20 protein-coding genes are annotated in these 26698 nt (G+C 59.6%); 7 read left to right on the top strand and 13 right to left on the bottom strand.

Annotated elements, in window-relative coordinates; translation table 11 throughout:
- Positions 1–122 precede the first annotated feature (122 nt).
- The 7 genes from BM216_RS01225 (at position 123) to BM216_RS01255 (ending at position 7643) form a co-directional block, all read left to right on the top strand.
- Positions 123–1145, top strand: coding sequence for an ROK family protein (locus tag BM216_RS01225; protein ID WP_210217009.1), 1023 nt, complete (start codon positions 123–125; stop codon positions 1143–1145).
- Positions 1146–1363: 218 nt separating this feature from the next.
- A complete protein-coding gene (locus BM216_RS01230; RefSeq protein ID WP_092993691.1) occupies positions 1364–2632 on the top strand; it encodes an extracellular solute-binding protein in 1269 nt (422 codons plus the stop codon).
- Positions 2633–2697: 65 nt separating this feature from the next.
- Complete coding sequence (locus BM216_RS01235; RefSeq protein ID WP_092993694.1) at positions 2698–3585, top strand: carbohydrate ABC transporter permease; 888 nt, start codon at positions 2698–2700, stop codon at positions 3583–3585.
- Positions 3582–4460 carry a carbohydrate ABC transporter permease gene (locus BM216_RS01240; RefSeq protein ID WP_092993697.1) on the top strand — a complete coding sequence of 293 codons (879 nt, stop codon included), beginning with the start codon at positions 3582–3584 and terminating at the stop codon, positions 4458–4460. The genes BM216_RS01235 and BM216_RS01240 overlap by 4 nt, the downstream gene beginning before the upstream one ends.
- Before the next feature lie 51 nt (positions 4461–4511).
- Positions 4512–5606: an ABC transporter ATP-binding protein gene (gene ugpC / locus BM216_RS01245; RefSeq protein WP_092993700.1), complete on the top strand. Its 1095-nt coding sequence runs from the start codon at positions 4512–4514 to the stop codon at positions 5604–5606.
- A 67-nt stretch (positions 5607–5673) separates the two neighbouring features.
- Positions 5674–6621 (top strand): N-acetylglucosamine kinase, encoded by a 948-nt coding sequence (locus tag BM216_RS01250; RefSeq protein ID WP_092993704.1) that lies wholly within the window; start codon positions 5674–5676, stop codon positions 6619–6621.
- Positions 6622–6650: 29 nt separating this feature from the next.
- Positions 6651–7643 carry an SIS domain-containing protein gene (locus tag BM216_RS01255; protein ID WP_092993707.1) on the top strand — a complete coding sequence of 331 codons (993 nt, stop codon included), beginning with the start codon at positions 6651–6653 and terminating at the stop codon, positions 7641–7643.
- A gap of 592 nt (positions 7644–8235) precedes the next feature.
- On the opposite strand, the gene BM216_RS01260 is transcribed toward BM216_RS01255, so the two are convergent.
- The 13 genes from BM216_RS01260 to BM216_RS01320 all read right to left on the bottom strand — a co-directional run bounded on the left by BM216_RS01260 (position 8236) and on the right by BM216_RS01320 (position 26480).
- On the bottom strand, positions 8236–8550 hold the full coding sequence (locus tag BM216_RS01260; RefSeq protein WP_092993710.1) for a hypothetical protein: 315 nt from the start codon (positions 8548–8550) through the stop codon (positions 8236–8238).
- Positions 8544–9035: a DUF6152 family protein gene (locus BM216_RS01265; RefSeq protein WP_092993713.1), complete on the bottom strand. Its 492-nt coding sequence runs from the start codon at positions 9033–9035 to the stop codon at positions 8544–8546. The genes BM216_RS01260 and BM216_RS01265 overlap by 7 nt, the downstream gene beginning before the upstream one ends.
- A gap of 34 nt (positions 9036–9069) precedes the next feature.
- Positions 9070–9819, bottom strand: a complete 750-nt coding sequence (locus tag BM216_RS01270; protein ID WP_092993716.1) for an SDR family oxidoreductase — start codon at positions 9817–9819, stop codon at positions 9070–9072.
- A gap of 133 nt (positions 9820–9952) precedes the next feature.
- A complete protein-coding gene (locus BM216_RS01275) occupies positions 9953–12163 on the bottom strand; it encodes a xanthine dehydrogenase family protein molybdopterin-binding subunit (protein ID WP_092993719.1) in 2211 nt (736 codons plus the stop codon).
- Position 12164: 1 nt separating this feature from the next.
- Positions 12165–13157 (bottom strand): FAD binding domain-containing protein, encoded by a 993-nt coding sequence (locus BM216_RS01280; protein ID WP_092993722.1) that lies wholly within the window; start codon positions 13155–13157, stop codon positions 12165–12167.
- 2 nt (positions 13158–13159) lie between these two features.
- Positions 13160–13792, bottom strand: coding sequence for a (2Fe-2S)-binding protein (locus BM216_RS01285; protein WP_177230701.1), 633 nt, complete (start codon positions 13790–13792; stop codon positions 13160–13162).
- 3505 nt (positions 13793–17297) lie between these two features.
- The gene (locus tag BM216_RS01290) at positions 17298–18830 is read right to left on the bottom strand and encodes a S10 family peptidase (protein WP_244530032.1); all 1533 of its coding nucleotides are present in this window, start codon (positions 18828–18830) and stop codon (positions 17298–17300) included.
- A gap of 419 nt (positions 18831–19249) precedes the next feature.
- A complete protein-coding gene (locus tag BM216_RS01295; RefSeq protein WP_244530033.1) occupies positions 19250–19876 on the bottom strand; it encodes a 2-dehydro-3-deoxy-6-phosphogalactonate aldolase in 627 nt (208 codons plus the stop codon).
- A gap of 11 nt (positions 19877–19887) precedes the next feature.
- Positions 19888–20823: a 2-dehydro-3-deoxygalactonokinase gene (locus BM216_RS01300; protein WP_092993728.1), complete on the bottom strand. Its 936-nt coding sequence runs from the start codon at positions 20821–20823 to the stop codon at positions 19888–19890.
- Positions 20824–21107: 284 nt separating this feature from the next.
- Positions 21108–23300, bottom strand: coding sequence for a GumC family protein (locus BM216_RS01305; RefSeq protein WP_092993731.1), 2193 nt, complete (start codon positions 23298–23300; stop codon positions 21108–21110).
- On the bottom strand, positions 23297–24439 hold the full coding sequence (locus BM216_RS01310; RefSeq protein WP_092993734.1) for a glycosyltransferase family 4 protein: 1143 nt from the start codon (positions 24437–24439) through the stop codon (positions 23297–23299). The genes BM216_RS01305 and BM216_RS01310 overlap by 4 nt, the downstream gene beginning before the upstream one ends.
- On the bottom strand, positions 24433–25533 hold the full coding sequence (locus tag BM216_RS01315) for a glycosyltransferase family 4 protein (RefSeq protein WP_092993737.1): 1101 nt from the start codon (positions 25531–25533) through the stop codon (positions 24433–24435). Before BM216_RS01315 ends, BM216_RS01310 begins: the two co-directional genes overlap by 7 nt.
- Positions 25530–26480: a glycosyltransferase family 2 protein gene (locus BM216_RS01320; RefSeq protein ID WP_092993740.1), complete on the bottom strand. Its 951-nt coding sequence runs from the start codon at positions 26478–26480 to the stop codon at positions 25530–25532. Before BM216_RS01320 ends, BM216_RS01315 begins: the two co-directional genes overlap by 4 nt.
- Between the last annotated feature and the right edge of the window lie 218 nt (positions 26481–26698).

Genomic DNA, 26698 nt, shown 5'->3' on the forward strand with positions numbered 1-26698 from the left:
GTCGTAACGGTTTCACGTCGAGCGCGCGCGCGGTTTTCCGCATGCTGTTTTCGCAGGGCCAAGCGACCCGCCCTCAGCTATGTGACGCGCTCAGTCTCTCTCGCCCGACGATGTCGTCATCCATGGCTGAGCTCGATCGATTCGGCTATGTCGAGAAAATCGGGGAGATTCAGGGCGCCGTCGGCCGCAAGGCCGCAATGTACCGACTGGGCGAGAATGCCGGCCACATCATTTCAGTCGATGCCGGTTCGACGCATGTTCGTCTGCGCGTATCGACGCTCGACCGCCGCCTGCTCCATCATCGCACCTACCGGCTGTCATCGAGTCAGCGATATCTCGGGGACGAGATAAGCGCCGCCGTCGCGGAGGAGATACAAGCCGCACGCGATTTGACGGAGAAGACTTGGGGACCGCTCCGAGCTATCGGGATTGCGCTGCCGTCGCGCGTCGTCAATGATGACGGCGATGCCAGGATGACACGGCAGGAACAGATATTTAGCCACTTCACCCCGCCTTCCGAGGTTCCAGTGGTTCTTGAAAACAACGTGAATTGTGCGGCAATCGCCGAGCACAGCCACGGGATCGCAAAAGGGCGGCAGGATTTTGCTTACGTCCAGATCGGCTTGAAGATCGGCATGGGCATCGTGCTGCGCGGCCAGCTTCTGCAGGGTAGAAACGGCGCCGCCGGCGAGATCAGCCATATCGCGTTTCCGTTCGCACCGAACGCACTGCCCAGCAACGCCGCCGAACTCGAATATTACCTTGGCTCCGAGGCGCTGATGGCCCGCGTTCAGCAGTCCTGGCCTGCGAACGCAGCCGCGCCTCCGCAAGATACGACACAACTGCTGACACTGGCCGAGGGAGGCAGCGAAGCGGCCAATGCCGCGGTCGAGCGACATGCGCGCGACATTGGTGCCGTCGTTGCAACCTGCATCAGCATCGTTGATCCCGGCCTCGTCGTCTTGGGCGGCGGCATCGGGACAAGCCCGCTCATTCTTTCGCATGTGCGGGACACGGCAAACCGTCTCAGCTATCCGACTGAGATCAAGTCCAGCACGCTCGGCGCAGAGGCGACCGTGCTCGGCATTGAACAGCTTGCTGCCGAACACGCCTGCAATCTCCTTATCGGCGATAGCGTCGAATAGTCCCTGGCGGACACATTACTCAGTCGCCCCCAACATCTCCTCGCGCCTTAGCCGAGCGATTACGCACGCCAATTTGATCGCATCGGCGAAAAAGCAATTGCGCATCTGAATTTGTTTGTTAGGCTACGTAACATAATCAAAAGAAAAACGGGACGTCCCGAATTCGTGACGCATCCCGTATCTGGAACAGCAAAATCAGCTTTACTCGGAGGGTAACCATGGGTGCCGCACGACGTCTCGCAGGAAGCAGTTTCCTTGCGCTCGCTCTCATCGCTGGTACTGCGAATGCGCAGACACCGGTCACATTGCAATACTGGGTCTATTCGGACTTCGCCCAAGGTGAAGCTTTAAAACTCCAGCAGGAGTTCATCGCGGAATTTGAGGCCGCCCATCCCGGCGTCAAGATCAGCATTTCCGGCAAAGGCGACGATGACCTGACCACGGGCCAAGTGACGGGAGCGGCCAGCGGCAACCTTCCGGACGTATTCATGAACGGCCTTGCGGCTGGCGCGCAGTTGGTCGAAGCGGGCGCACTCGACAACATCTATTCCAAATGGATGGCAATGCCACAGGATTACAGGGATCAGTTCGACAAATCCGCGATCGCAAGCTGCATGCCGAAACCCGACACAATGTATTGCCTGCCCTATACAGGTTTCGGCGAGATACTCTTCCGCAACCTGACGGTCTTGCAGGACGCCGGCATCGACACGGCCAATCCTCCCAAGGACTGGGCCGAATGGCTCGACCAGATGAAGAAGGTGAAGGCCGCCGGCAAGTTCGCGATGCCCGACCAAACCCAGGTCTTCAATTCGGTCGCCAGCACCTACGCGACAGTCGGACCGGACAGCGACTGGGGCATCGACTTTGCTACGAAGAAGACGCTGGTCAAGCCGGAGAGCTACGCCAAGGCATTGCAGCTTTTCGTCGACATGGCCCCCCTGACCAGCGGCACGAGCCGCAACGATCAGGCAACCAAAGACCTGTTCATTACCAACCAGCTCGCATTTCACGTCGTCGGTCCATGGGTCGATCCGACCTACAAGCAGGCGGCAACGGATTCCGGACTGAAATACGACTTCGTCCTCGTGCCCGCCGCCAAGGAAGGCGATCATGGTGGGGTGAAGAGTTACGAGATCCTTTCAGTTGCGCCCGGCAAAAATGCCGATATCGCCTGGCAGTTCGCCTCCTACGTTGCCGAAAAGAAGCAAATGCTTCGCTGGGCCAAGCTGCTTTCGCGGTACAACGGCAATGCGGCAGCTATGGCCGATCCGGAAGTGACCTCACTTCCCCTCGTCGCAAAGTCGGTCGAAGCGGTGAAGTATGCACTTGAGGTCCAGCCGCCCTACTTCGTCGGCGCCTACCCCAATTGCTACAAGTCGATCGTCACCGACAACGCTGCGGCCGTCGCCGATGGCGACATGACACCGGACGAGGGCGCCAAGGACCTCATCGAGCAACTGAACGACTGCATCGCCAGCAACTGATCTGGTTTGCGAAACGCATGGCCGGCCCGAGCGGCTCGGCCATGCATGGTTCAGCGAGGTGCCCGATGATCGCCAAGAAACACATGCCCCATTACATGATGGTGCTGCCATTCATGCTGCTGTTCGCCGTCTTCTTTCTCTATCCGATTGCAAGCGGCTTCTTCTACAGTTTCCACGACTGGAATGCGACGACAACGACCCGCTTCGTCGGGTTGGACAACTACACCCGCATCATCGGCTCACGTGATTTCAAGAAGGCGATGTGGAACCTTGCGACCTATATCGTCATCACGGTTCCGCTCGGGATCTTGGTCGCATTCTGCCTCGCGCTCCTGGTCGACAGCTTCAAGGGCACCTGGTCGAACATCTTCCGCAGCGCCTTCTTCATGCCGGTCGTTCTTCCCGCTTTCCTGGCGGCAACGGTCTGGCGCTGGATCTACACACCAAATTTCGGCCTCCTGAACATGGTGCTCGGCTGGTTCGGGCTACCCTCGCTGAATTTCCTCAACGACACGGGCAGCATGCTTTACGCGCTGATCGCCGTCGACGTCTGGGTATCGGCGGGCTTCAACATGGTCATCATACTGGCCGGCCTGAAGAATATACCGACTGACGTCTATGAGGCCGCCCGCCTCGATGGAGCAAGCCCGCTGCAGCAGGTCCGCTATGTGACCGTACCTATGCTTTATCCGGTGCTGTTTTTCGTGACGACCTACGGCGTCATCTCGGCGCTGCAGGTCTTTGATGTGCCGTGGCTGCTCACCGGCTCATCCTTCGCAAGCTATGGCGGACGATCCAATGCGCTGATGTTTCCGGTCATGGACATGATGGGGCGCGGGTTCGGGTCACTCAAGTTCGGCCAGGCCTCTGCCTACGGCTTCATCCTGACGGCGATCATCGTGCTCTTCACCGCCGCAATGTTCGTCTTCCGCAAGAAGGGTTATGACCAATGACCATCGAAGCTGCTGCCGAGGTGCCCGCTACCCGCTCGATCGCTCTGACGATCTCACCATGGGCCGTGCTCAAATGGGTCGTCGCCATCTGCGTCGCCATAGTCGCAGTCTTCCCGATCTGGTGGATGATCAACGTCGTCTTTTCCGAGCCCGGCACGCCGGTATCCCTCAATCCGAGGCTTTATCCGACGTCGCTAGGCGCAGGCTTCGACAAGATCATGATGATCATGCGCGAGACCGATTACCTGAAGGCCTATTACGTCTCCATCGCCTACAGCCTGTTGACGATCGTCGGCGTGCTCTTGATTGGATCGATGGCCGCCTTCGAGTTCGCGCTGTTCAATTTTCCCGGCAAGCGTCTGATGTTTGCCGTCGTCATGCTGTCGCTTATGGTGCCGACTGCCGTCACCATCATTCCGACCTACCTGCTTACCGCCGACCTCGGCTGGCTGAATACGATGCAGGGGCTGGTCGTCCCCGGCCTGGCGTCCGCCTTCGGATTGTTCATGCTGATCCAGTTCATGAAGACATTGCCTAGGGAGATGCTTGAGGCCGCGCGTCTCGATGGCGCCAGCCACTTCCAGCTCTACCGCTATATCGCGCTGCCGTTGTCGAAGAACGCACTCGTCACGCTGGCGATCCTCACCTTCATGAAGACGTGGGGCAATTTCATCTGGCCGCTCATCGTGGCGCCCAACCCCGAGCTTTACACCGTCGGCCAGGTGGTCGGCCTGTTCAACTCCCCCTACTCCCACCAGACGGTGGATGTCGTGATGACGGCGAACCTGCTTGCCGCACTCCCGCCGCTGGTCTTCTTCCTGATCTTCCAGCGCAAGATCGTCGAGGGCATCGCCATGTCCGGTTCGAAGGGTTGAGGCCGACCATGCGACCGATCCCCCACAACACGCAATCTCAAGGTTTGGAAAATGGCTCAGCTTGAAATCGTCAATGTATCGAAGTCGTTCGGCAAAACCGATGTGCTGCGCAACGTCAATCTCGATATCTCGTCCGGCGAATTCGTCGTCTTCGTAGGACCGTCCGGTTGCGGCAAGTCGACCTTGCTGCGCATGATCTCCGGCCTGGAAGAGATAGGCTCCGGTCATATGCGTCTTGATGGCAAGGCGATGAATTCGGTCGATCCGGCCCGTCGCGGCGTCGCCATGGTATTTCAATCCTACGCACTCTATCCCCATATGACCGCGTTCGAGAACATGGCGTTCAGCTTGAAGATCGCCAAGCAGAGCAAGGGTGTCATCAGGGAAAAGGTGGAGAAAGCCGCCAACATCCTGCGTCTCGAGCATCTTCTGGAGCGCCGACCGGGTGAGCTTTCCGGAGGCCAGAAACAGCGCGTCGCGATCGGTCGGGCAATTGTGCGCGAGCCGAAGGTGTTTCTCTTCGACGAGCCGCTTTCCAACCTCGATACCGAATTGCGCGTCCAGATGCGCGCGGAGCTGATCCAGCTCCATGCGAAGCTCAAAACCACGATGATCTATGTGACCCACGACCAAGTCGAGGCGATGACGCTCGCCGACAAGATGGTCGTGATGAACGGTGGTGTCATCCAGCAATGCGGCCGGCCGCTCGATCTCTACGACGATCCCGACAACGAATTCGTAGCGGGCTTCGTCGGGTCACCCCGAATGAATTTCATGAAGGCCGAGGTTATCTCCACATCCAAGGACAGTATCGTCATCGGCGGAGTTGGCGGCGAGGGTCGCTTCGAAATTCCGTTCACGGGTTTTGATCCCGCCATTCGCAAGATCAAGCTCGGCATCCGCACGGAGCATGTCGGCTTTGTGAATGGACAACCGGAACAGGTTTCGTTGCCAGCGAAAGTTGCCTTCGTCGAGGAACTCGGTGACGTCAGCCACATTCACACCGACCTTGCGAGCGGCGAAAGGCTCGTCATTCGCAGCACCGGCCAGCGTTATGCGGGCTCGGGTGATTGCACTGCCGTGCTCGATACAAAAGGTCTGATGATCTTTGATGAGGCGGGCCAACGCATACGGCCGACGCGATAGCGGTGCGCTCGGCTGAGAGCGCCTGGAAGACAGATGTGCTGCGCAAGGTCGCAGAAAGAGACATGCCATGAAGACCTCGAAGAAGATCGCAACCGAAATCGGCATCGATATCGGCGGCACCAAGACCCATCTGAGGCGCTATCTGCCCGACGGAACCGCGCGGGATCTGATCCTGCCGACAATCGAATGGCGGATTCGCGACTGGACTGCCGACGCGGGCGCATTGCTCGCTCTTGTCGAGCGGTTTTGCGAGGGCGCGCCCATCACATCTATGGCTGTAGGCGCGCACGGATGTGACGACGCGGATGAATGCAACGCGTTCCAGGCCGCGTTTGCCGAACGCGTAAGCTTCCCGCTCAAAGTGGTCAACGATGCTGAGCTTCTGCCGGCAGCCTTCGATCTTGCCGACGGTATGGGGGTAGTGGCAGGCACCGGATCGATCGCGGTCAGCCGTAATCTCGATGGCCGCATGCTGGTCGCCGGAGGCTGGGGATGGGTCATCGGTGACGAGGGAAGCGCGTCCGGCCTGATGCGCGAAGCCGCAAGAGCGGTCGCATTGCATCTCGACTATGGTGGGGTCGCCGACGAGCCACTGGTTCGACGTCTTTTCGAGGCGCTCGAGATCAAGTCGGCTGCGCGCATCGGCAGCACCGTGGGACGGAGTGGAAGTGCCGCGCGGCTCGGGCAACATGCCCATATCATCTTTGAGGCGGCGGAAGCAGGCTCGCTTCTTGCCCGACAGGTGGTCCGCGATGGCGCGAAAGAACTGGCCGATCTCATCGCACGGCTGAAGCACAACGGTGCGACGGCGACGACAGTGGTTGCCGGCGGCAGCGTCATCGCGTCCCAGCCCATGTTGTGGAATGCCTTTTCCGAACAGATCGCCAATCGATTTGCCGGAAGCATGACCGCCAGGCTTTTTTCCGATCCCCCGGTTGAGGGCGCCTGCCGCCTCGCGGCTCGCCTCAACCCCGCGGCGGCAAACGCACCCCGTCCCCTCTCCTCTTCTTCCTGAACGCAGCAGATAAAATGAAAGGACCATCCATGAGCTATCGATCCACAATCGCCCGGCAACCGGAATCGCTCTCCGACAGTTTCTCCGCAGCCGGCGCCGAGCTGCAGGGGCTCGACCTGTTGGCTTTCGGCTCTGGCCTTATCGGGATCACCGGCATCGGCGCCAGTTATGCGGCAGCAACCGTGGTCGCTGGCGAACTGACGCGGCGCGGCCGCCGTGCAATCCCCCTGCGCCAAATCGACATGATGGGTGGCAATGTCGCCGACGCAATCATCGCGCTCTCTCATCGAGGCCGAAGTGTGGAAACCGTTGATGCGCTGAACGCGAATCCCAACGCGGCAAAGCTCGCTATCACCAAGGATCCGGAAAGCCCGCTGGCAAAAGCTGCAGGCACGCATGTGATGATCAATAACGGCTCCGACGCCACGCCATCGAGCACCGGCTATACCGGCACTCTGGCGGTCGCAGGTCTTGCCGTCGACAAGATCTGCAGAAGCACTACCGCGGACTGGAATGCAGTACCGCAGCTCGCCGCAGAAGTGTTAGCCAATGCGGGCAAGAAGATGGAGAGGCTCGGTGAGCTTTTCCGAGATCGCCGTGCCATCGACTGTGTCGGTGCCGGAGCATCGCTTGGAACGGCGGATGGCGCATCGCTTCTCATTCGCGAGGCATCGCGGATACCCGCCGGGCCTTCCGAGACCCGCCACTACCTCCATGGCCCGATGGAGTCTATGGATGGCAAGACCGGCGTTGTAGTGTTCGGCGATGGACGTGAGCTGCAGATGGCACGTCAGCTCGAGGAGATCGGCTGCCCGGTTCTTCTGGTGACGGCGAACCCGGATATCCAGGACGGCGCGCTCCTCACCGTGATGCGCGTGCCTGATCAGGAAAACCGTATCGCGCGGGCGATCCTCGACATTCTCACTGCCCAACTTCTCGCAGCCCAACTGTCCGATGCGGCGGGCCTTACCGACACCAAGTTCCGCTATCCGCAGACGGATACCAAGATCAAAGCTGCCTGAAGATTCGACGCCCGCCCCATTTCTCGGCGGGCGTCCTGATCCTGCAGTTCGCATAGCCGACGGCAGATGACGCAATCGCGGGAACAGGGGCAAGACTCCGGGAGCAAGCGGGAAATCACCAACTTCTCAAGCCGGAACATCAGCCACCGGCTTGCAACGTGTGCCCATCACGAAGCCACAGAGCGTAAAGGCTGCCTGGCCCGCAGCGGGTGCGCCGAGATTTGCACGACGCGGCGCATTCGGACGATGATAATACGGCCCTTCCGTTTGCAGCAGCGTTTCCTCTTCATGGTCGACGCGACTCGGTGTCGGAGCCAAATCCCAGATCTCGTGCCAGCGCCTTATCTCCGACAAGCAATATGGAAGGCGGAACCGCAAGCAGCGCCTAGAGTATCGTTCTTCTGGCCTTCTTGATCATGTCACGACGCCCTTTCTTCGCGCGGCAAAGGCGACCCACCTGTGCCGGCAAACAAGGCGGAGATCCAGGTAAGCGCCGAGGCCACGGCACCGATCCGGATACCGAGCGTAGGCAAATGCGCGTCGCTACGGCGAATGAAGGCGTGACATAAGGCGATGTTGGCGAGACCGAAGATCAATATTGCCATTTCACCAGAAACACCGGCATCGTCGCGTAGTGGCTGCCGCGCACGGCGAAGAGGACAACGCCGGTCGCAATCGCCAGAGATAGACCTGCGGCCGCGACCGGAATTGCAACCTCGAGCCCCTCACGCCACCGATCACGCCTCCACAGGCCCGAGGCGCGTATATCGAATGTCAGAACCGCCCCAACCGAGGTCGCTAGCCCGAGGATGTGCAGTCCGTTCACTGTGGCATAGACAATGATCGAGGACTTGACCTGAGCGATGACATCAAGATCTTCGACATAGCGCAATGCGTCGATCAGCACTGCTCGACCATATAGCTCATGGCAGCCTGCCGGCTCTCGATGCTTCCATCCGCCAGTCGCAACCATTGAACGTTCAGTTGATGCGGCGTCTCGCAGTTGCGGATGGTGACGGCGGCAATTCGGTCACCGACAGAAACGCGGCCGCCAAGGCTGGAATATTGCGCTGTTGGCGGCAGTTCCAGCTCAACCGTCTGACCGCGCAGATCTGCCGGAACGTGGAGTGCAGCATTGCTGAGGAAGGACGAGACGGGGCCAAGCGTGGGAGCCGGCTGAGGTATCGCGAGATCCGCCGCAACCTTCACAGTGAGTTCAGAATGAGGATTGCCGAAATAGGAGCGCTCAACAATGCCCTCGATCCAGATCGGCTTTCCCATGTCATAGCGGCTTTGGAAACCATGATGCGCCAGGGCGATCGTGGAGACGACCGACAACGATAGGCCGAGAATGGCACCGGTCTTGCGAGTGGCGATGGCGTATTTCGTCATTCGGAAGGTTCTCTCAAAGGTTGGACTAGCGAGGTCAGGCCGGATTGATCATGCCGAATATGGCTTCAAAATTGCCGGTTCGTTCGGCGGTCCGCTGCGGCATCACTCTTTGAACGAGCACTTCCGAAGGTGTCTCAGCGGCAGACAGGAGCGAAACCGCCTCTGAAATAAACTCTGCAAGCGGCATTGCACGTGGATTGGCAGACTGGCCGGGGGTCAGGTCCGTCGCCACCAGCGGAGGAGCGATCTCGATCACGGATATGCTGGTATCGCGCAATTCGTGACGCAGGCTCTGGCTCCAGGAATGGATGGCGGCCTTTGTCGCCCCATAGGTCGGCGTATCAGCCCGTGGTACAAAAGCGAGGCCGGAAGAAACAGTTACAATCGCTGCTTCCGACTTGCTTCGCAGATGCGGCAACAGCGCAGTCGTCAATCGGATCGGGCCGAGCAGATTGGTCGCAATCGTCCGCTCGGCGATATCGAGATCGACACTCTCGGCCAGGACGTTCTCGATCACCATGATACCGGCATTATGAATAACCGCATTGAGATCGGGATGCTGCAAGGTGACCGTCATTGCGAACCGCTTGACGGCATCCGGACTGCTCACATCCAATTCGTAACTTTCCATCCCGGGATTTGCATCTAGGGTGGCTTTCAATGATGTCGCATTCCGTCCCGTGATAATAAGCTTAGCACCTTGCGCTGCCAGCGCTTCAGCCAGCGCCCTGCCGATGCCCGAATTGCCACCGGTAATAAGAATAGTTGCCTTGGAGAAATCCATCGTGCTTGTCCTCAAAACTACGTCTGAAAACCTTGCTACCCATTAAACTCTCTTTTTGAAAGTAGGCACCCATTGGTAAGTATGGATTTTCTTATGCGCGGCCCCCAAGGCTCGAGACCACGCACGACGTTTGTTACTCCTGGGACCTCAAAAGCATCTCAAGCCGAACCGGCAAATCGCGAACGCGCGTTTCCGTTGCGTGGTAGACGGCGTTCGTGATTGCCGGGGCGACGCCCGCCATGACAACTTCGCCCAGTCCTTTGACGCCGGACCTGTTGACCTGGAAATCCGGCTCATCGATGAAGCCGACCTCGATCGAGCCGATGTCGGCATTTACCGGAATAAGATACTCGGCGATATCGCCATTCATGACCCCACCATAGCGGGCGTCGGTCTCCGCGCCTTCCCTGAGCGTGCCGCCGATTCCCCAGACGACGCCGCCGATCGCCTGACTGCGGGCCGTGCGCGGGCTGAGGACGCGCCCGCAATCGAACATGCTGACCACACGCGGCACACGGATGCGGCCGGTCGAGGCCTCCACATGCACCTCGACAAAATGCACTGCGTAGCTGTAGGTAACAAAACCAGGATAGACAGGTCCGGCCGGCGCGACGCGTCCCGTATCGGTTCGCCCCAGAACCTGTGGATCCTGGCCCGGTGCGACGCTCGATGCATCGGTCTGGATCTCATCCCTTCCGGTCCGAGCGACCATCTCGCCGAGTGGAACATTGCCCGAGGTTTCCACACCCGCCTCCGCCAGAGCCTGCATTAGGGCATCGCAGACCGCTTCCACAGCGGGCATGGCCGATGTGGAGCCCCAGGAACCTGCAGTCAAAGGCTGCGGCACTCCGCTTGTATCCCCCACCATCGCGGTGACTGCTGATGGTTGCACGCCGAGCCTCTTCGCGACGACATTGATAATCGCTGTCACAGCCCCCTGCCCCATCTCATGGATGCCGACATTGACCGTCACCGTGCCGTCTCGGCGAGCGATGATACGGGCGCGGGTCGGGCCTCCGGAGCCGCTATAGAGACCGATTGCGACGCCCATCCCAATCAGGTCGCCATTCGCAGCAACCATCGAGCGTGGCTTGGGATTGCGCCGGCTCCAGCCGAATGTTTCCGCGCCACGCCTCAGGCATTCGGCAACATGGCGGGAGGAGTGAGGCAGGCCGCTGACGACGTCCACGGCCGTATCGTTGCGCAAGCGCAGTTCGACCGGGTCCATCTTGAGTTGGTAGGACAGCTCGTCCATCGCGCTTTCGATGGCAAAAGCCGCCGCATGCTCAAAGGGCGCACGCATGTAGCCCGGTGTCGGAATGTCGGTGCGGATCAGCCGGGTAAAGCTTTTGAAGGCGGGATAGCCATAGAAGCGTGCTGCCGTATCCGCATGCTCGGCGGGAAAGAAATCCAACTTCGATGTCTGAGCATCGACATCGTAGAGCGCGCCGACCAGGCGTCCTTCCCGGTCTGCGGCCAGCCGGACACGTTGCCGCGTCGCCGGTCGCGACGTCGTGTCGTGAAACAGCTGTCTGCGCGGTACGACAATCTTGACCGGTCGCCCAAGCTGCCGGGATGCGAAAGCCGCCAGCACGAGCTGGCTCTGCATCGAATTCTTCTGTCCGAAGCCTCCGCCAATGAATGGCGAAATCACGGTTACATTCTCCGGGCTGATGCCAAGTTGATCGGCAACGCCGAACTTGCAGCCACCGGCATTCTGTGTCCCTTCATGAATGGTCAGGCGGTCGCCGTCCCAGGATGCCACGGTGCCGATCAGTTCCATCGGGTTCTGGAACTGCCTTTCCATGCCGTAGGTAGAATCGACCTTGACCGCGCCGCCTTCGTAAGCCGACAGCGCATCGCCAACGGAAACGTCCTCCAGCGGATAGCGCATCGGAGCTTGCGCCTGCGCAACCGGTTCCGCCAACGGACTGTCCATAGTCGCAGCAAATGCCACTTCCTCGTAGTCAATCCGCAGCAGCGCGGCAGCCTCTATGGCTATCTCCAACGTCTCCGCCAGCACCAACGCAACCGGCTGGCCGCGATAGGCGACTTCAGCGGTAAGAATGGGAGAATGTGTCTGAAACGCATACCCGCCTGCCATCAGAAACTGCGCAGGCTTCAGCGAAGTCGTATCGCGATGCGTGATCACCGACAGGACCCCGGGCAATGCCTCAGCCGATAAGGTATCGACGGAAAGCACACGCCCTTTACCGATCGTGGCGACCGCGAACGCGCCATGAGCGAGATTCTCCGGCCGATTGTCCGTGCCAAACCGGGTTATGCCGCGAACCTTGTCGCAAGCATCGACACGGACGAGTTCGGGATAGAAATTCCGGGACATTTCAGGCCCTCCCTGCAGCAATGATCAGCGCGTCGCGGACGACATTGGCGCCGAGTTCGATCTTGAAAGAATTGTGGTTGAGTGGTGCCGCCCCTTCGAAGGCGATGCGACCCGCCTCTGCGGCAGTTTCGGCATCCAGACGTCGCCCGATGAGGGCCTGTTCAGCGCTGCGGGCACGCCAGGGCACGGTCGCGACACCACCCAAAGCGATCCTCACATCAGCGACCACGCCGTCTTCGATCCGCACTGCCGCAGCCGTTGAAACGACCGCGAATGCATAGGACTCGCGGTCGCGAACCTTGTGATAGGTCGATGCCCGCCCAACCGAGTTGGCGGGGATCCGGATCTGGACGATGATCTCGTCGGGCGAGAGGTTCGCGTCCTGATGTGGCCGGGCTCCTGGCTGCCGATGCAGGTCTGCGATGGCCAGCGATCGGCGCCCCTTGGCACCTTCGACGTCGATGACGGCATCCATGGCGATGAGCGCGATAGCGAAGTCGCCGGGATAGGCAGCGACACAAGCATCGGAACCACCGAAGAAGGCGTGCGAGCGATTGGCGCCGTCAATGGCAGCACAACCTGAACCCGGATTGCGCTTGTTGCAGGCAAAGGGCTCTCCGTGGCGAAAATAGGCGCAGCGGGTCCGCTGCAACAGGTTGCCGCCAAGGCTTGCCATGTTGCGCAGCTGCTGGGACGCGGCTTTCCAGAGTGCTTCAGAAAGAAGCGGGAAATCGGCCTTCAATCGTGTATCTTCGGCTGCATCCGCCATGCGCACCAGTGCGCCGAGACGCAATTCGTCACCACCAGTGTCTATGCCTCTCAGTTCGGCGAGGCCGTTGATATCGACAAGCCGGCCGGGTGTTTCCACGTCGAGCTTCATCAGATCGAAGAGCGTTGTTCCGCCTGCGACCAGACGCGTGCCGTCCCCAGCGGCGGCAAGGGTTGCAATCGCTGATCCGAGATCTGCCGGGCGGGCGTAATCAAAGCGTTTCATGCTCAGCCCTCCATTGCACGCGCGGCATCTGCGATGGCAGCGACGATTCCAGGATAGGCTCCGCAGCGACAGAGATTGCCGCTCATATATTCCCGGATCTGCTGAGGTGATCCCGCATGTTCTTCACGAACACAGGCAACGCCGGCCATGATCTGCCCCGGTGTGCAGTAGCCACATTGGAGGGCATCATGATCGATAAAGGCCTGCTGCATTGGATGCAGGTCGTCGCCTTCAGAAAGTCCCTCGATCGTGGTGATATCGAGATCGTCGATCTGCACGGCGAGTGTCATGCAGGAGGCGACCCGGCGACCGTCAACATGCACGGTACAAGCGCCACACTGTCCGTGATCACACCCTTTCTTGGCGCCGGTCAGGCCAAGCTGGTCGCGTAGCACATCGAGGAGCGAACTGCGCGGGTCAAGCGCCAGGGAGCTGCGGTCTCCATTGACACGGAACGAGACCTCGATCTCCGTGCGGAATGCCGCCGGAAGCGACGGATTGCCAATCTGCGCCAGAGCATGGCTATCGATGCCGGTCACGGCCAGCACGCCAAGCGCCGTACCGCCTTTCAGGACGTCGCGTCTGCTCAATCCTGATATATCTGAATTTACATCGTCTTGGCGGTCTGTCGTCATCAGCGGCTCCCTTGCAATGTTCCGACCGACTGGCCGAAAGCGATTGCGCAGGAAAGTGTCGCCACCCGCTTCCGAACGGAAGGAGGCACCGCCGGAGGACTTACGAACCACGCGGTTACCTACGTGAAAACACGCGTCTTTCCGCTGTTCACAAAATCGCCAACGCAAGTTTATCTGCCACGGTCGGCTCCAGGAACCAAATTGCGGGCGGTTGCGATTGTCCCATTTGTCTGGGGTTTGCCTATCGCGCCTCGATAGATCAGACACATCAGCGAGGCGGGGAACGCGGCTTCAGCTTTGCGGTTGGTAGCCTACCGTCTCACCCATACCATACGTTTAGGCTTGGACGACCGGCGCCTGCACGCACACCCAATGTTTTCTGCTATCGGCTTCGAAAGCCGATGTACCTTAAGACAGAGCCTTCGCGATTCCGTCGGCTGATACTACTGTTGAAGCAATCTCTGCCCGCATAGACCGGGGAAAGGTGACGCTATTCGAAACGATGCTCTGCGGCGCCCCCAAACAATCATCGGAAAGGCATCGCTTTCGCGGTGGGGAGGGCAGAAGCTAGCCTTTGCCAGCGCCGCCGCGAGTCAGGTTTGCGACAGAACTAACGTCCTCAGATGCCAATTTTCAGCAATCTCCAACCAATTGATTATGTTAACCATACACAGCCATAAGAAACCTAAGCCACCGCTAGGTTTCTTTACCGCAGCGTTAACCATAATCTCGTTTCGAGTCTATTTTGGGCGACTTTCAATTGCTCTCCCGAGCGTGCCTCAAAGCGGATGACTGAGACTGAGTCGCATAATGGAAATTAAGCACTACAGCGTTGACAGCTGTCAACCGCCACTTACTCCGTCTCCACAGCCGCACCTTCATCGTCGCAAATAATCTATCAACTGGCTGAGGCCATTCAGCTGCGCCGGATCTGAGCTACCCGACACGCTCGCCAACGATACGATTAACGAGGCCCAACTCTTGCGCTCTACCTGCCATAACGACAACTGCACTCCTCGCATCCCCCCATCTCCATTCGCGTGTAGAGAGCACATAATCCGCATGCCTTGCCGTACATGACGCGTTGCATCGCCCCTCCCCGCCGCCCATGATCGACATCATTTGATGCGGAGAGAAGCGCATGAACAAGACAGCAAGGGGCTTACAACTGCCATCGCCCGCATAGCACCGCAGCCATGAACAGCGGCTCCAGAGCGCTGCCCCTGACGAGCCACTGCGACTTGATTTACAGGAGCGCTCACAATCTTGCGGCAACCACGATAATGCGGGAAATGACCGGATCCGGATTGCTACAATGGTCTATGCAGACATGGTCCGGAAGATAATTTGCTTTATTCCATGATCGCCTGGCCCCCATTCCCACCGAGGCTTATCTAGCAGACCGGATCGATCGGGTTCTGCAAAGGACAATTGCCAAGTCCCCGACGCAGGAATCCCGGTCCTCTATCCCCTGACAGGGATACGGCGCAGAACTGCGCCAAGAGCAAGCCCGCACAGAGTTCAGTCACGGTCAGCATTATACCCATGAGCTTTGTCTGAAGGCTGGATCTGCCCTTATCATGGCGGAACGCGAACATCCTCATGGCGGCCTAATCCACAATAAGCCCGCCGGAAACCTCAATCCGCCTAACTCACGACCACAGCCAGAACCATCGCACTGGCATCGCATGCCCTGCCCGTCGGATCCATCGATCCTGATCCTACCGCCCGCTAAGGATTTTGGTCCACACGATTGAGGATGTCCCAAACCCGCGACAGGAAGACACGTTGATCCGCCTGGTGGCAGGCTCTCACGCGCATCAACGACGGCCTCAGCAACACGCCGATCGTCTAGTATGCCGTTTAGGATATAGCGGAAGGTGCCTATGCAGATCTCGGCATCGCCTCTCCGCAGCGGTCGCCCATTATCACCCACAGCTCGGGGAGCCGTCTCCGCGCGGAGAACGGTATTCTCGACTTCGGCGCCCCCTCCTACTGCCAGAGAAAACCGGGCTCTCATCGACACAGGCCACGACGCCATAGCGCATGCCCCCGTACTGACCACCTCAATCATGTACATAGTATAGCGGTAGCGCGGGCGGTCATAGCAGTCCTCACCCACCGGGCTGAGCCGAACGGCGACCTCGCCAATTAGCGTGTCGCACCCAGGGGTGCCCCGGTCATCGGAAGCCACATGAATCCCATCCGTAGCGCCATGGCGAATCCTAGGGCTCACCGGATATGTTACCGATGGCGCGCCAAATCGTGCGGTGAGGGCACATCTCCTACTGGTGTCGAGTGCATGATCCACGCCTTACTTACCACGCGGTGATCAGCATTCTCTACTGACGCCTATGGTCGCGTGAAAGGCTCCCCGCCGATGGCTTTTGACGCCCTACAAGCGATCACAGGAGCGCCCTGTCCATCGGATCGGACACTGATCCAGATCGGTACGCCCCGCAGCTATAAGTGAACCACCACGCACGGGGTCTCATATGCGACCATATCCATATGCCGATCGATAGTCTCAGCCGGTCGCTCTCATCAGTTCGGACCGACGATATGGCGCCCTCCATCAGAGCGCCGGCAAAGCAAAACTAGGCATCGATCCCGAGCCGTTCGACGGGACTGCCGCTGGATGCGTCAATCAAGCGGACAAAGACAGCCACAACATCCCGCGAATGGCGACATTTCCGTACGGCCTCTCCTAATCCACTGTCCGGCACAACAATGCATGTACTATGTGGATCCGGCATAGACGCCATCAGGATGGGCGAGGCGGGCCTAGTTATTGCCGAAAGCATCGAAAGCCAAGGCAGGCACCGTTTCGACATCTCTCGCCAGGAGCTGGAGCCGCTCGTACCGCACAGCCAAGCGAAGGCCGCATCAGGCGTAGGGGAGCGGGAGGCTTGCGGCGGAGGTTACGCCAGTCATGATTCTCCGTAATGAAGACGACTGCCGTAGTCATCAAGGACGGACATCTGCGTACAGCCAGCGTCGATTCGCTCGCTCGGTTGACAGCTGTCAACAGGCCTGAAGGTCCTATCCTCATGCCAAAAATACAGCCGGCCCCAACGATCGAGCGGCAGCGCTGATCATCACATCCGAGTCAGCGGTCAGAAAATTCGGCCGCTCCATCCTCTAGGCGTATCCTCACTGATTCTGGGGCATCGGCACGGTGTCTGTAAAGACTTGCGAATTGCTCGGCATCCCGAAGAAAGATCTCGATCTCACCAAATTTAACGAGCCCTTCGCCCCGTACATCGCTACGCTTCGGCAGTTCGGGGTTGCCAGGGATGCGCAGCGTAAGTCCCAATAGTCAACCAATTGCGCCGGGCCGTCCGCAACGCATATCAGTTTCCCGCACCCTGTGCACCGCCGCGCTGGAGACTTTCCTCAGTACTGTTAGTTATGCATTGGCCACCATCTGCGTTAGGGAAGGGCAGAGCAAGGATCCACAGTCGCCATGGCCAGTGATCAACCACTCTCCATAAACTATAGCACGCTATTCATCACGACCTGCCGAATAGAACGTCTTGATGTCATCGGCAAATTCCTGACGCGATGCCGGGCGGGTGTAGAACATATGCCCGCCGCGATACGTATCCAGCTTGATCCTGGCGTCGGCGAGTTCAGGTGGCAGATGTTCGATCACGTAGCGGCTGGCGCCATATGGGGTCAATGCGTCACTCAGACCGTGCGCCACGACGATACGAAGGCCGGGGATCACCGACAGAAGATCACGGATATCGCCGGAGACGCTCGACAGTGCGCGGCCATCGCTGCCTCGGCTGCCATTCCACTCCCATCGGCGATTTACCTCCTCGTTTAAGAGCGTGTAGGTAATCTCCGCTAAATACCTAAGCTCATGCCTCGCGTAAGACGGAAAAGCTGCGCCGTAGGCGCGGGTGTAGCCGTCGAGGATAGGATCGTCGTTCTGGCTGTAAGACGCCTCCGGGTAAGCGTCTGGCGCTATCTGGGAGGCTTCGTAGGAGCTCACCACACGGCCGGGACCCGCCGCCTGCTTGTTATAGATATCGCCGACAAAGCCACGCGTGCGCTCGACCGCATCGGCGGGGATGCCCGTAATCGCGGAAATCCTGCGATAAAACGCCTGACCTTCCTCTCCAGCGGGGGAGGGGCCCACAAGAGTAGTCAGGTAGTCGCCCGTGGCGAATTTCTCGATCTCGGCAAGTTTCTCCCGGCTGAACGAACCATCGCGCTCAAGACGCGCGGCCCCCAGAGACGGCAATTGCAGCGCGGCGCTCAATGGGTCGTCAGGATTGGCAAGAAAGCGCCCATCAAGGAAAGGCGATATCATGGCGATACCCGAAACGAGAAGCCCCTGACTGTCCTTCATCGCTGTGGCAACCTTAGCAGCGCGAAAGCCGCCATAGCTCTCCCCCACCAGATATTTGGGCGATGAAAGCCTATCATTGCGCTGGACGTAGAGCGCGATGAACTTCGCCAGGCTTTCGGCATCTTGACGCACGCCGTAGAAATTTCGAGCCACGTCATCACTCGCGGCCCGGCTCCAGCCGGTACCGACAGGGTCAATGAAAACAAGGTCGGTAAAAGGCAGCCAACTTTCGGGATTGTCTATGAGTTGTGGCATGCGCCCGCCATCATCGGGCGTGGTGAAATCAACGATCCGCGGGCCGATCAAGCCGAGATGCAGATAGGCGGAAGCCGCACCTGGTCCCCCATTGAAGGCAAAGGTCACCGGCCGGCCGGGCGCACGATCCCTGGCGATATAGGATGTGTAGAAAATCCTTGCCGTCCGTTGGGCGTCTTGGCCGATGAGATCGATCGTGCCGGCTGTGGCCGTATAGGGCAGATCACCCGAAGCGTTGCGAAAGACATGGTCAGTCGTAACATCCGCAGGAAGAAGACTAAGGATGCCCGTGTCCTCTTGCGGCGCCGAGCGATCGCCTCTCTCCTGTGATGGCGCCGGTTGCTGGGCTTCTGATGGCTGAGCCAGTACCGAACCGCAAATCAGAACAGTGAAAGCAAGGAAAGACAGTCGGCGGATTCGCAAGACGAGAACTCCCTCTTCTCGATGTCGCGACCACTATAGACTAGGATCGCGTAACGGGAGGTTCAACACCGCTTGATGGACCGAATTCAACCTTGTCGGCAGACGAGGCTCGCAAAACCGTGTGCACCCGGCTGCGAGCCTCTGACCGACATCATGGCGGCTGGGACAAACGGTAGAAACCGGCTTGCGCCACCGTCAAATGAATAATTTGTAACTCGCAATCATATATGGTTGCGATGCAGCATCGTCACATCCGAAGGTAGACAATTACCACCATCGGGTAGCTCGCTACCATGCTGCTCGCCCAAGCGGTTAACTGAGGATCGACCTGCACCCATACCGGCCGAATCACCGTGACGTGGCCACGGCGAATTGAGAGCTATAATGAGCCATTGATACCGTGGAATATCGTCCTGCGGCTATGCCCGGTTGGCCCGCATTGCGTCGATGAACTTCTTCGCCTGAGCAGCGACTGTCGCGAGATCAGCACCCGGCTTGTAGATAGATCCTCCGATGCCGAAGCCGGCGGCACCTGCCTCGGTGAAGGCCTTCATGTTCTCAGGCGTCACGCCGCCGACGGCCAGGACCGGAATTTCCTTCGGCAGCACAGCCTTCCACGCCTTGATAACGACCGGCGGGATGGCTTCGGCCGGAAACGCCTTGACGCCGGTCGCCCCGGCACCGATCGCGGCGAAGGCCTCGGTCGGGGTGGCGACGCCCGGCAGGCTGACCATGCCCTTGGCGACACTCGCCTCGATGACCGAAAGATTGGCGTTCGGCGAAATGATGACGTTCGCGCCGGTGGCGGCGACATCGGCCACCTGGGCCGGTGTCAGGACCGTGCCCGCTCCGATCAGTGCCCTGTCGCCGAAGCGTTTCTGCAGCGCCTCGATGCTTTTGAACGGATCCGGCGAGTTGAGCGGTACCTCGATGATGCGCCAGCCCGCCTCGATCAGCGCCTCGCCGATCGGTTCGGCTTCCGCCGGCGTGATGCCGCGCAGGATGGCGATCAGATTGCAGGCCTTGAGGGCGTCATGAAAATTCATCGGAAACATCCTTACTTCGTCAGTTGCAATTGGGCGGCGATCTGCTGCACGCCAAGCTTGGCGGCATCGGCCGGGCTCGGCTCGACGGTGAGGTCGAAGAGCGGCGCCACGCGGCTGTAGCGGCTGTTGAGGATGTTGTTGCCGACAATGCCGATCGCCTCGCCCGGTACGAGCCAACCGGCGGCACGCGCCTGGCGGAATTCCGAGCCGATGACCAGACCCGAAACGTAATCGCCGATATCCTCGGGCTTCAGCACTCCAGCAAGCACGCCGGTACGCGCACTGAAAACGGAGGACAGGAAGGCATCGGCGGCCCGGGCGTCGCTTGCAGCGAATTCGGCACCGCGATCGAAGGCTGGCCAGACAGGTTCTGCCCCGGGCGCCGGTTCGGCCGCCTTGGCGATGAAGGAGTGCTTGGTCAGCAGCGCGAAGATCTCGCCCGTCGCATAGGTTTGGAAACCGGCGATGCGGCCGGCTTCGACCCGAGCCCATTTGCTGTGGGTACCGGGCAGGACGACGGTGCGGTCCCTGTCCAGTCCACAGCCGACAATCTGGGTCTCCTCGCCGCGCATGACATCCGGGAAGGGCTTTGCCGCCGGATCGCGCATGCCGGGCAGGAAGGTGACGGCGGCGCCGTTTTCGAGCGTGATCCGCCTTGTGCCGGCGCCCAGTTCGGCAAGGCCTGCCGGAGCATCGACATAAGGCACTTCAACCCAGCCGTTGCGGCTGGTGATCATGCCGCTGGCAAGGACCGGGAGGGGGCCGTGGGCAGTAAACCAGTCGCCGACTGATTCCATCAAGGCAGCCTCAAAGGCGCCGTCCTTGACGAACTGGATGCCGCCGCTCGTCGTGTCACGGCTGTCGAGTGTCTCACCTGTTGCCGAAACAAGTGCCGCACGCAGCGAACTCGTCCCCCAGTCAAGGATGATCGATACAGGTTGCGGCATTCCAGATTTCCTCCCGAGAATGATTTTGCCCTTCGATAGCGCGCGGGTGGTCATCATGTCGAGAGCAGAGCCCGTAAAAGTCATACTTTTAGATCAGATGCGACAAATGGAGCGGGAAGCGCTTCAATCGTGAGAACCCGAAGGGAGCACTGCCTCCGGGGGCAGGGAAGCAAGACCGCAATGAGGGTTTTGAGAGGAGGCCACGATACCTGATCAAACCGGCTGGATGTTTGACGCGGCATTGACCGACGAATTGGTCGTTGGCAAGCGCGGCACGGTTTCAACTAGGCAGTGGGGCCGGAAAACAATTCAGAATCCGAGAAATTGTATAGGGCGTTCCTTTTGGCATCCACTCCATTTATCGCGATCATTATCTCCCCGTTGCGCGAACCTCTCAGATGCCTCAAGCTTAAATCGACCGCGCGTCGGCTCGTCGTAGCCCATTCCACGATGAGAAGCGTTCTTTCAGCCAGTGTCGAGAGTTTGATCGTTTCCGTCGAGCGTGAGGCCGATGCACAGGTGAATATGACGATCTGGCCTCGCGTACACGCCATGGCGATGATTTCCGCAAGGCCTGCCGAGGACGCCCTTCCTTTAAGTCCGGTTTTTCCGGCTGGGATAAAATCCATGCCGCTCCGGCTGTCATGGTGAATGATATCGCCGATTGAGGCTTGTCCACGGAGATATTCGTTCAAGCCTTGCTTTAGCTCGGATTTGAAGAAGGTTTCCAGATCTCCGCCTCGCAGGTTGCCATCAACCAGCAGGACTGAGCACCCGTTTGAGACAAGTTCGGCCGCGAGCGATCTTGCCACCAGTGACTTACAACCTCCATCGCCGACCGGGGTCACCACTATGCTCGCCGGCAGCGAGCCGCCACTGGCTTGCTTCAGCGAATTCAGGAGGCTGTGGATTGCCCCTTCAAATGCATCATCCGGCACTTTCGCAAACGGCTTCAGCGGCTTTCTCCAGCCGTTCCTCCTCAATTGCGGTATATAACCTGCGGGTATCATGCGCGCGGTGCCAGCCAGCTGGTCGAAGCTGCGAATTCTTTTATCCAGCATTTCGACCAGAAAGGCGGCGGTTATCGCAATCGAGGTGGATGCCAGGAACGCGCTGACCAGATAGAAAAGCCGGCCGCGGCCCTGCGGCCCGATCGGCACCGCTGCAGGTGAAAGAACCTCCACCTCGGTCCCAGGCAGCATCGCTTCTCCGGCAAGGCTCCGCCGCTGCCCTTCAAGCTTGTCGAGGGCCGTCTGCTCACGGTCAAAGGCACGTTCAAGTCGAGCGAGCTCGGCCTGAGCAAGCAACGACCGCGAACGTTTCTCGTCTGCGACCATCAAGTCGGAGCGGACGGCGTCGTATTCCCGGTCAAGTGCGATGAGCCTAGCACGCAGGGACTGCAGATATCGATCGACTGCGAGCATGAGATCGGCACGCGATTTGGCGATCGACGCGCGCCGGTCGATCACCGCCTGAGCATTCTCTTCATAGGTATCGAGCAGCCGGTCGAGATCTCGCTGCTGCGCCCGGAAATCCTCGGCTATCGCGCCGATATTTCCGGGAGCAGATATGCTGCTCAATGCCGCCGATGATTCATCTGCCTTTTCCAGAACGGTAATTTCGCCTGCTATCTCGGCGCGGTTCTGGGCAATTGTTGCCTGTCGTTCGTTCAGTTCGGCCACAGATTTGAGCTGCTCACCCGGAGCCTCCTCACTGAGTGCCCCACCCATCATCTCACGATATGTATCGGCTGCGACGCGCGCCGCTTCGGCAATTTTCTGCTGTTCTTCGATGCGCTGCCTTGCCCACACCTCCGCGGCGTCCAGGCGGCGGCGAATGCCGTCGTTACGCTCGTCGAGATAGACACTGATGAGCTGGTTCGGCGCGGCAGCCGCCAGTTCGGGATCAGTTGCCTCGAATCCTATGTGAATGACATCTCCCAGTGAGTCCCGCCAGACGCGAAGAGCCCCGTAATATTCCGGAATTATGCGTTCGAGTCCGTCTTGTTCCGGTGGCGCGTTTTTGCGCCGATCAATCAAACCGCGCAGCATATCCCGGGCTTGACTGACAAACGAAGCTTTGCGCAAGGCCGGATTGAACTCGACAAGCTCATCCAGTCGCAGGTCACGGATCACCCGCTCCGCAACGCTCCGAGAAAGAAGCCGCTCCATTTCCGACCTCAGATCCAGCGGTTCGTTGCGGCCCGCTTCTTCGGCACTGAGCGTCGTCGCCAGAGGTTTGTGGATGATCAGCCGGGATTCGGACCGATAGGACGGTTTCAGGTCCCATATTGCAGCAAGGGCGGCAGTCGTGAAGAGGATCACGAGCACCAGGATCATTACAATCCGCCGGCGTAAAATGCGCAGACCCGAACCGAGGTCAAAGTCGTCGGCCTTGGTTTCGATCTCAAAGCGCGGTTGGTGATGCATCGGCGACAGGGGCAGATGCCGGTCCGGCGGGAATGTAGAAATCGTCATGGGCGGCCGCCCGTTTTCCGAGGCCGAGCAAGGACGGCCTCATAGAGTTCCTCCAAAGATCGCATATAAGCATTCATACTGAAATGATTGAGATAATGGGCACGACCTTTGACCGAAAGATGCTTCAGTGCCGCCGGATCTGCGAGCAATTTCGCCAACGCGGCCGCCAAGGCATCCGGATCGCCAACCGGCACGAAGACACCGGTTTCTCCGTCAGTGATGACTTCCTCATGGGCCCCGACACGGGTCGTGACGACCGCAAGACCGTGAGCCAATCCCTCTATCACTGCCATGGCCATGCCCTCGGCATGCGAAGGCAGAACAAGAATATCTGCGCTGGCACACAGGGACTGCGTCTCATCAGCATCCAGCCAGCCGGGCATCTCCACCCGCTCCGACAGCCTCGCGGCTATGGCCTTGTTGCGATAGTCGTCTACGGGTCCATCGCCCGCGAGCACAGCCCTCCACGACAAGTCCGTCATCGCCGGATGGCTCAGCGCCAGCAGAAGTTCGGGAACTCCTTTACGTTCACTAAGCCGGCCGAGGAACACGATCAGCGGCGTGGCGTCGATACGAACACCGCCAGCTCCGGGATCCGGCACGCAATTGCGGGCGACAACGATGCGCCGATCGTCCACTCCCAGCAGCGTCGCAAGCGTCATGCGATCACGCTGCCCCAGCACAACGACGCAATCGGCGCGCCGAAACATTCGGCGTATAAGCCATTGTTGACGTGGAGAGCGCGTCGCGAAATCAGCTGCATAATCGTAGTCATGCAGGTGCAGCAAGTGGACACATCCGAACAAGCTGGCGGCCTCGGTAAGGATCAGTTTTCGCGCCGTGCTGCCTCGGCCCGCGACATGGATTTGATGAATTCGCCGTGGAGCCAGCAGCCGATCCTTTGCCATGGCCAGGATCGCACCGAACAGGCGCATGGGTGATGTAGCCGCGGACCACCGGGGACCTCTGGTATCGGTTACAAGATGCCTTCCACCCGTCCGCTTCGCCGTATCGACGATGTAACCAACCAGTCGGCCGATGCCTCCACCTTTTTCGCAACCGCCCGGCACATAGTGGCGAACGAGGGCAGTGCCATGTGTCGCGATCCGATTTCCATCCGTAGGAGCCTTCATCAGCATTTTCCGGCTACCTCCCGATAAACCGCCGCGGCCTGCGCTCCCACCTGTTCAGGCGAATTCGGACCCGTCGCCCACTCGAGCGCTCTGTTGCCGAAATCTCTTCTGAGCTCGCCGTTTTCCGCGAGCAGAAAAATAGCTCGGGCCAGTTGCTCCACATCGCCGGACGGAACGACCAGTCCGAGCCCGTTTGGCTGAACCGTCGCGCGCAGTTCGCCGACATCCGTCACGATGACCGGCTTGCCAAACGCAGCAGCGAGATTGAGCACGCCGCTCTGGGATGCCTCGGTATAGGGAAGCACGATGATGTCGGCATCCAGGAAAAGCTGGGCCACCTCGGCGTCTTCTATGAAGCGGTTGCGAACGTCATAGCGGCGGGGGTCTCCCATCAGCGGTCTGAACATCCACGGATCATCGCCTCGGCCCGCCACGAAGACTTGCAGATTTGGAAGGCTGTCCTTCAGCATCGCCTCGGCGCGGACGAGCTGCTCCAGCCCCTTGTAGGCAAAGACCCGACCGAAAAGCAGGACACGCAATGTCCCATCGTCCGGGCGTCGCTGCATCTTCTGACGCCGGGCGAGATCTGCATATCGATGAATGGCGGGGTGCGACAGCACGTGAACGCGGTCGGGAGACTTCGAATATCTGTCAAGGACCATGCGCTTCAACCCCTCGCCGTGCACGACAACGTGCTCCGACTGCCTCACCATGAGCTCCGGAGCCCAGCCGGGCAGCGTTCGGGTGTCGGTATCGCCGGGATGTGTTTCCACGTCATGTACGGTCGTCACCAGCGGGATCGGGCGCCAGAATGGAACAGCCAGGTTCAACCAGAGCGTGGTATTGCTGAGGAGGTGAATGACCTGCGGACGCTCCCGCCGAATGAACCGGGTAAGCTGATGCAGGAACCAGGGATTGGCGAGCGAGCGATGCCGTGGCCAGTCCAGAAGATGCAAGTCGATGGCCGGATCGAAGGAGGACGCAAGGTGTGCGTAGCGGCGGCGCGGCACTCCGAGAACGACATCGAGATGCCGCGCAACCCCGCCGGCGAAGGAGATCGTATAGTCCTCGAGTTCTGAAACAAGCAGGAGGGCTTTCATTGTTCGGGCTCCGCGAGGCCTGCTCCTACGCCGGGACCAGGAAGCGTACGGGTTACACGCCACGCGTCGCGCAACCGCCGCAGCAGGTTCGGCTCTCCGGCAAAGAAGACCCCGTCCATGCCGAGCCTGAGGCGGGTAAACATGTCTGCTCCGTCCAGCATGGCAGATGCCACCTGATAGGGATGATGGTCGGTGAGATGCAGCCTTTCTCCAAGGCCGCGGGTGAGCAGAAACCGGTTCGTTGCGTCCAGTGTTGCGCGCCAATGAGCCATCCGCTTTCGCAACATGGCCGCGTCAACGGACTGCCGATACCAGTTGTTGCTGTGGATCCGGTAGAAACCGTGCGACTCCGGCAGAGCTGCGACACTCCCCAGAAATGGATAGATTCCCACGAGCCAGGCATCAGCGGAGATGCGAAAATCCTCCGGTATGTCCCCGGCTGTGTCCCATGCGCTGCGTCTGACAGCAACAGCGGACGTCATGGGGAAAGGCCACCAACCAGCGGACCTCATAAGCCGTGGCGCAAGATTGCCCGCGCACAGGGTACGGGGGATCGGTCTCATCGTCGGGGAGCCATCAGACAAGACGGGCTGCAGCCGGTGATAGGCAAGCGATAGCTGAGCATCGGCCTTAAACGCCTTTGCTATCGCCGAGAGCTTGGTCGGCGCCCACCAGTCGTCGGCATCCAGAAAACAGAGGATCTCGCCGCTGCTCGAATGAACAGCCGTGTTGATGGCAGCCGCCTGGCCCCTGTTCTTTTGAAACAGGACTTTCACCCGGTCGCCATAGGCTTCCAAGATGGCAGGCGACTGGTCGCTGGACCCGTCGTCAACCACGACTATCTCGACGTCCACTGCCTGCTGCCCCAAAGCGCTATCAATCGCACGACCAACGAAACGGCCGTAATTGTAGTTATTTATCAGGACACTGATGGCCGCCCGATCCATAAAACCTCACAAGCAGTGCGGAACAGCCTGCACCAGATTAAACGCCTCACATCAGTTGAGCGATGGCACTCGCGCACGATGTCCGACATGGTATGAATTCGTCACCAAGCTAGCGGTGAACCGATACGCGTAACATCTGGCCTTATGGTGGACCGGCTTCATCCTGGAATGCACCTTTCGACCGTTGAACTCAGTCGATAGGGGAGGGAGAGTAATGT

The organism is Rhizobium sp. NFR07 (genome assembly GCF_900111905.1).
Taxonomy (GTDB): Bacteria; Pseudomonadota; Alphaproteobacteria; order Rhizobiales; family Rhizobiaceae; genus Neorhizobium.

What these genes read in the sequence shown, in the direction of transcription:
- BM216_RS01305 (WP_092993731.1), bottom strand. Translation starts at nt 23,300, where the DNA reads ATGACGATTTCTACATTCCCGCCGGACCGGCATCTGCCCCTGTCGCCG.
- BM216_RS01310 (WP_092993734.1), bottom strand. Translation starts at nt 24,439, where the DNA reads ATGCTGATGAAGGCTCCTACGGATGGAAATCGGATCGCGACACATGGC.
- BM216_RS01250 (WP_092993704.1), top strand. Translation starts at nt 5,674, where the DNA reads ATGAAGACCTCGAAGAAGATCGCAACCGAAATCGGCATCGATATCGGC.
- BM216_RS01265 (WP_092993713.1), bottom strand. Translation starts at nt 9,035, where the DNA reads ATGACGAAATACGCCATCGCCACTCGCAAGACCGGTGCCATTCTCGGC.
- BM216_RS01315 (WP_092993737.1), bottom strand. Translation starts at nt 25,533, where the DNA reads ATGAAAGCCCTCCTGCTTGTTTCAGAACTCGAGGACTATACGATCTCC.
- BM216_RS01295 (WP_244530033.1), bottom strand. Translation starts at nt 19,876, where the DNA reads ATGAATTTTCATGACGCCCTCAAGGCCTGCAATCTGATCGCCATCCTG.
- BM216_RS01275 (WP_092993719.1), bottom strand. Translation starts at nt 12,163, where the DNA reads ATGTCCCGGAATTTCTATCCCGAACTCGTCCGTGTCGATGCTTGCGAC.
- ugpC (WP_092993700.1), top strand. Translation starts at nt 4,512, where the DNA reads ATGGCTCAGCTTGAAATCGTCAATGTATCGAAGTCGTTCGGCAAAACC.
- BM216_RS01300 (WP_092993728.1), bottom strand. Translation starts at nt 20,823, where the DNA reads ATGCCGCAACCTGTATCGATCATCCTTGACTGGGGGACGAGTTCGCTG.
- BM216_RS01235 (WP_092993694.1), top strand. Translation starts at nt 2,698, where the DNA reads ATGATCGCCAAGAAACACATGCCCCATTACATGATGGTGCTGCCATTC.
- BM216_RS01240 (WP_092993697.1), top strand. Translation starts at nt 3,582, where the DNA reads ATGACCATCGAAGCTGCTGCCGAGGTGCCCGCTACCCGCTCGATCGCT.
- BM216_RS01230 (WP_092993691.1), top strand. Translation starts at nt 1,364, where the DNA reads ATGGGTGCCGCACGACGTCTCGCAGGAAGCAGTTTCCTTGCGCTCGCT.
- BM216_RS01285 (WP_177230701.1), bottom strand. Translation starts at nt 13,792, where the DNA reads ATGACGACAGACCGCCAAGACGATGTAAATTCAGATATATCAGGATTG.
- BM216_RS01255 (WP_092993707.1), top strand. Translation starts at nt 6,651, where the DNA reads ATGAGCTATCGATCCACAATCGCCCGGCAACCGGAATCGCTCTCCGAC.
- BM216_RS01225 (WP_210217009.1), top strand. Translation starts at nt 123, where the DNA reads ATGGCTGAGCTCGATCGATTCGGCTATGTCGAGAAAATCGGGGAGATT.
- BM216_RS01320 (WP_092993740.1), bottom strand. Translation starts at nt 26,480, where the DNA reads ATGGATCGGGCGGCCATCAGTGTCCTGATAAATAACTACAATTACGGC.
- BM216_RS01280 (WP_092993722.1), bottom strand. Translation starts at nt 13,157, where the DNA reads ATGAAACGCTTTGATTACGCCCGCCCGGCAGATCTCGGATCAGCGATT.
- BM216_RS01270 (WP_092993716.1), bottom strand. Translation starts at nt 9,819, where the DNA reads ATGGATTTCTCCAAGGCAACTATTCTTATTACCGGTGGCAATTCGGGC.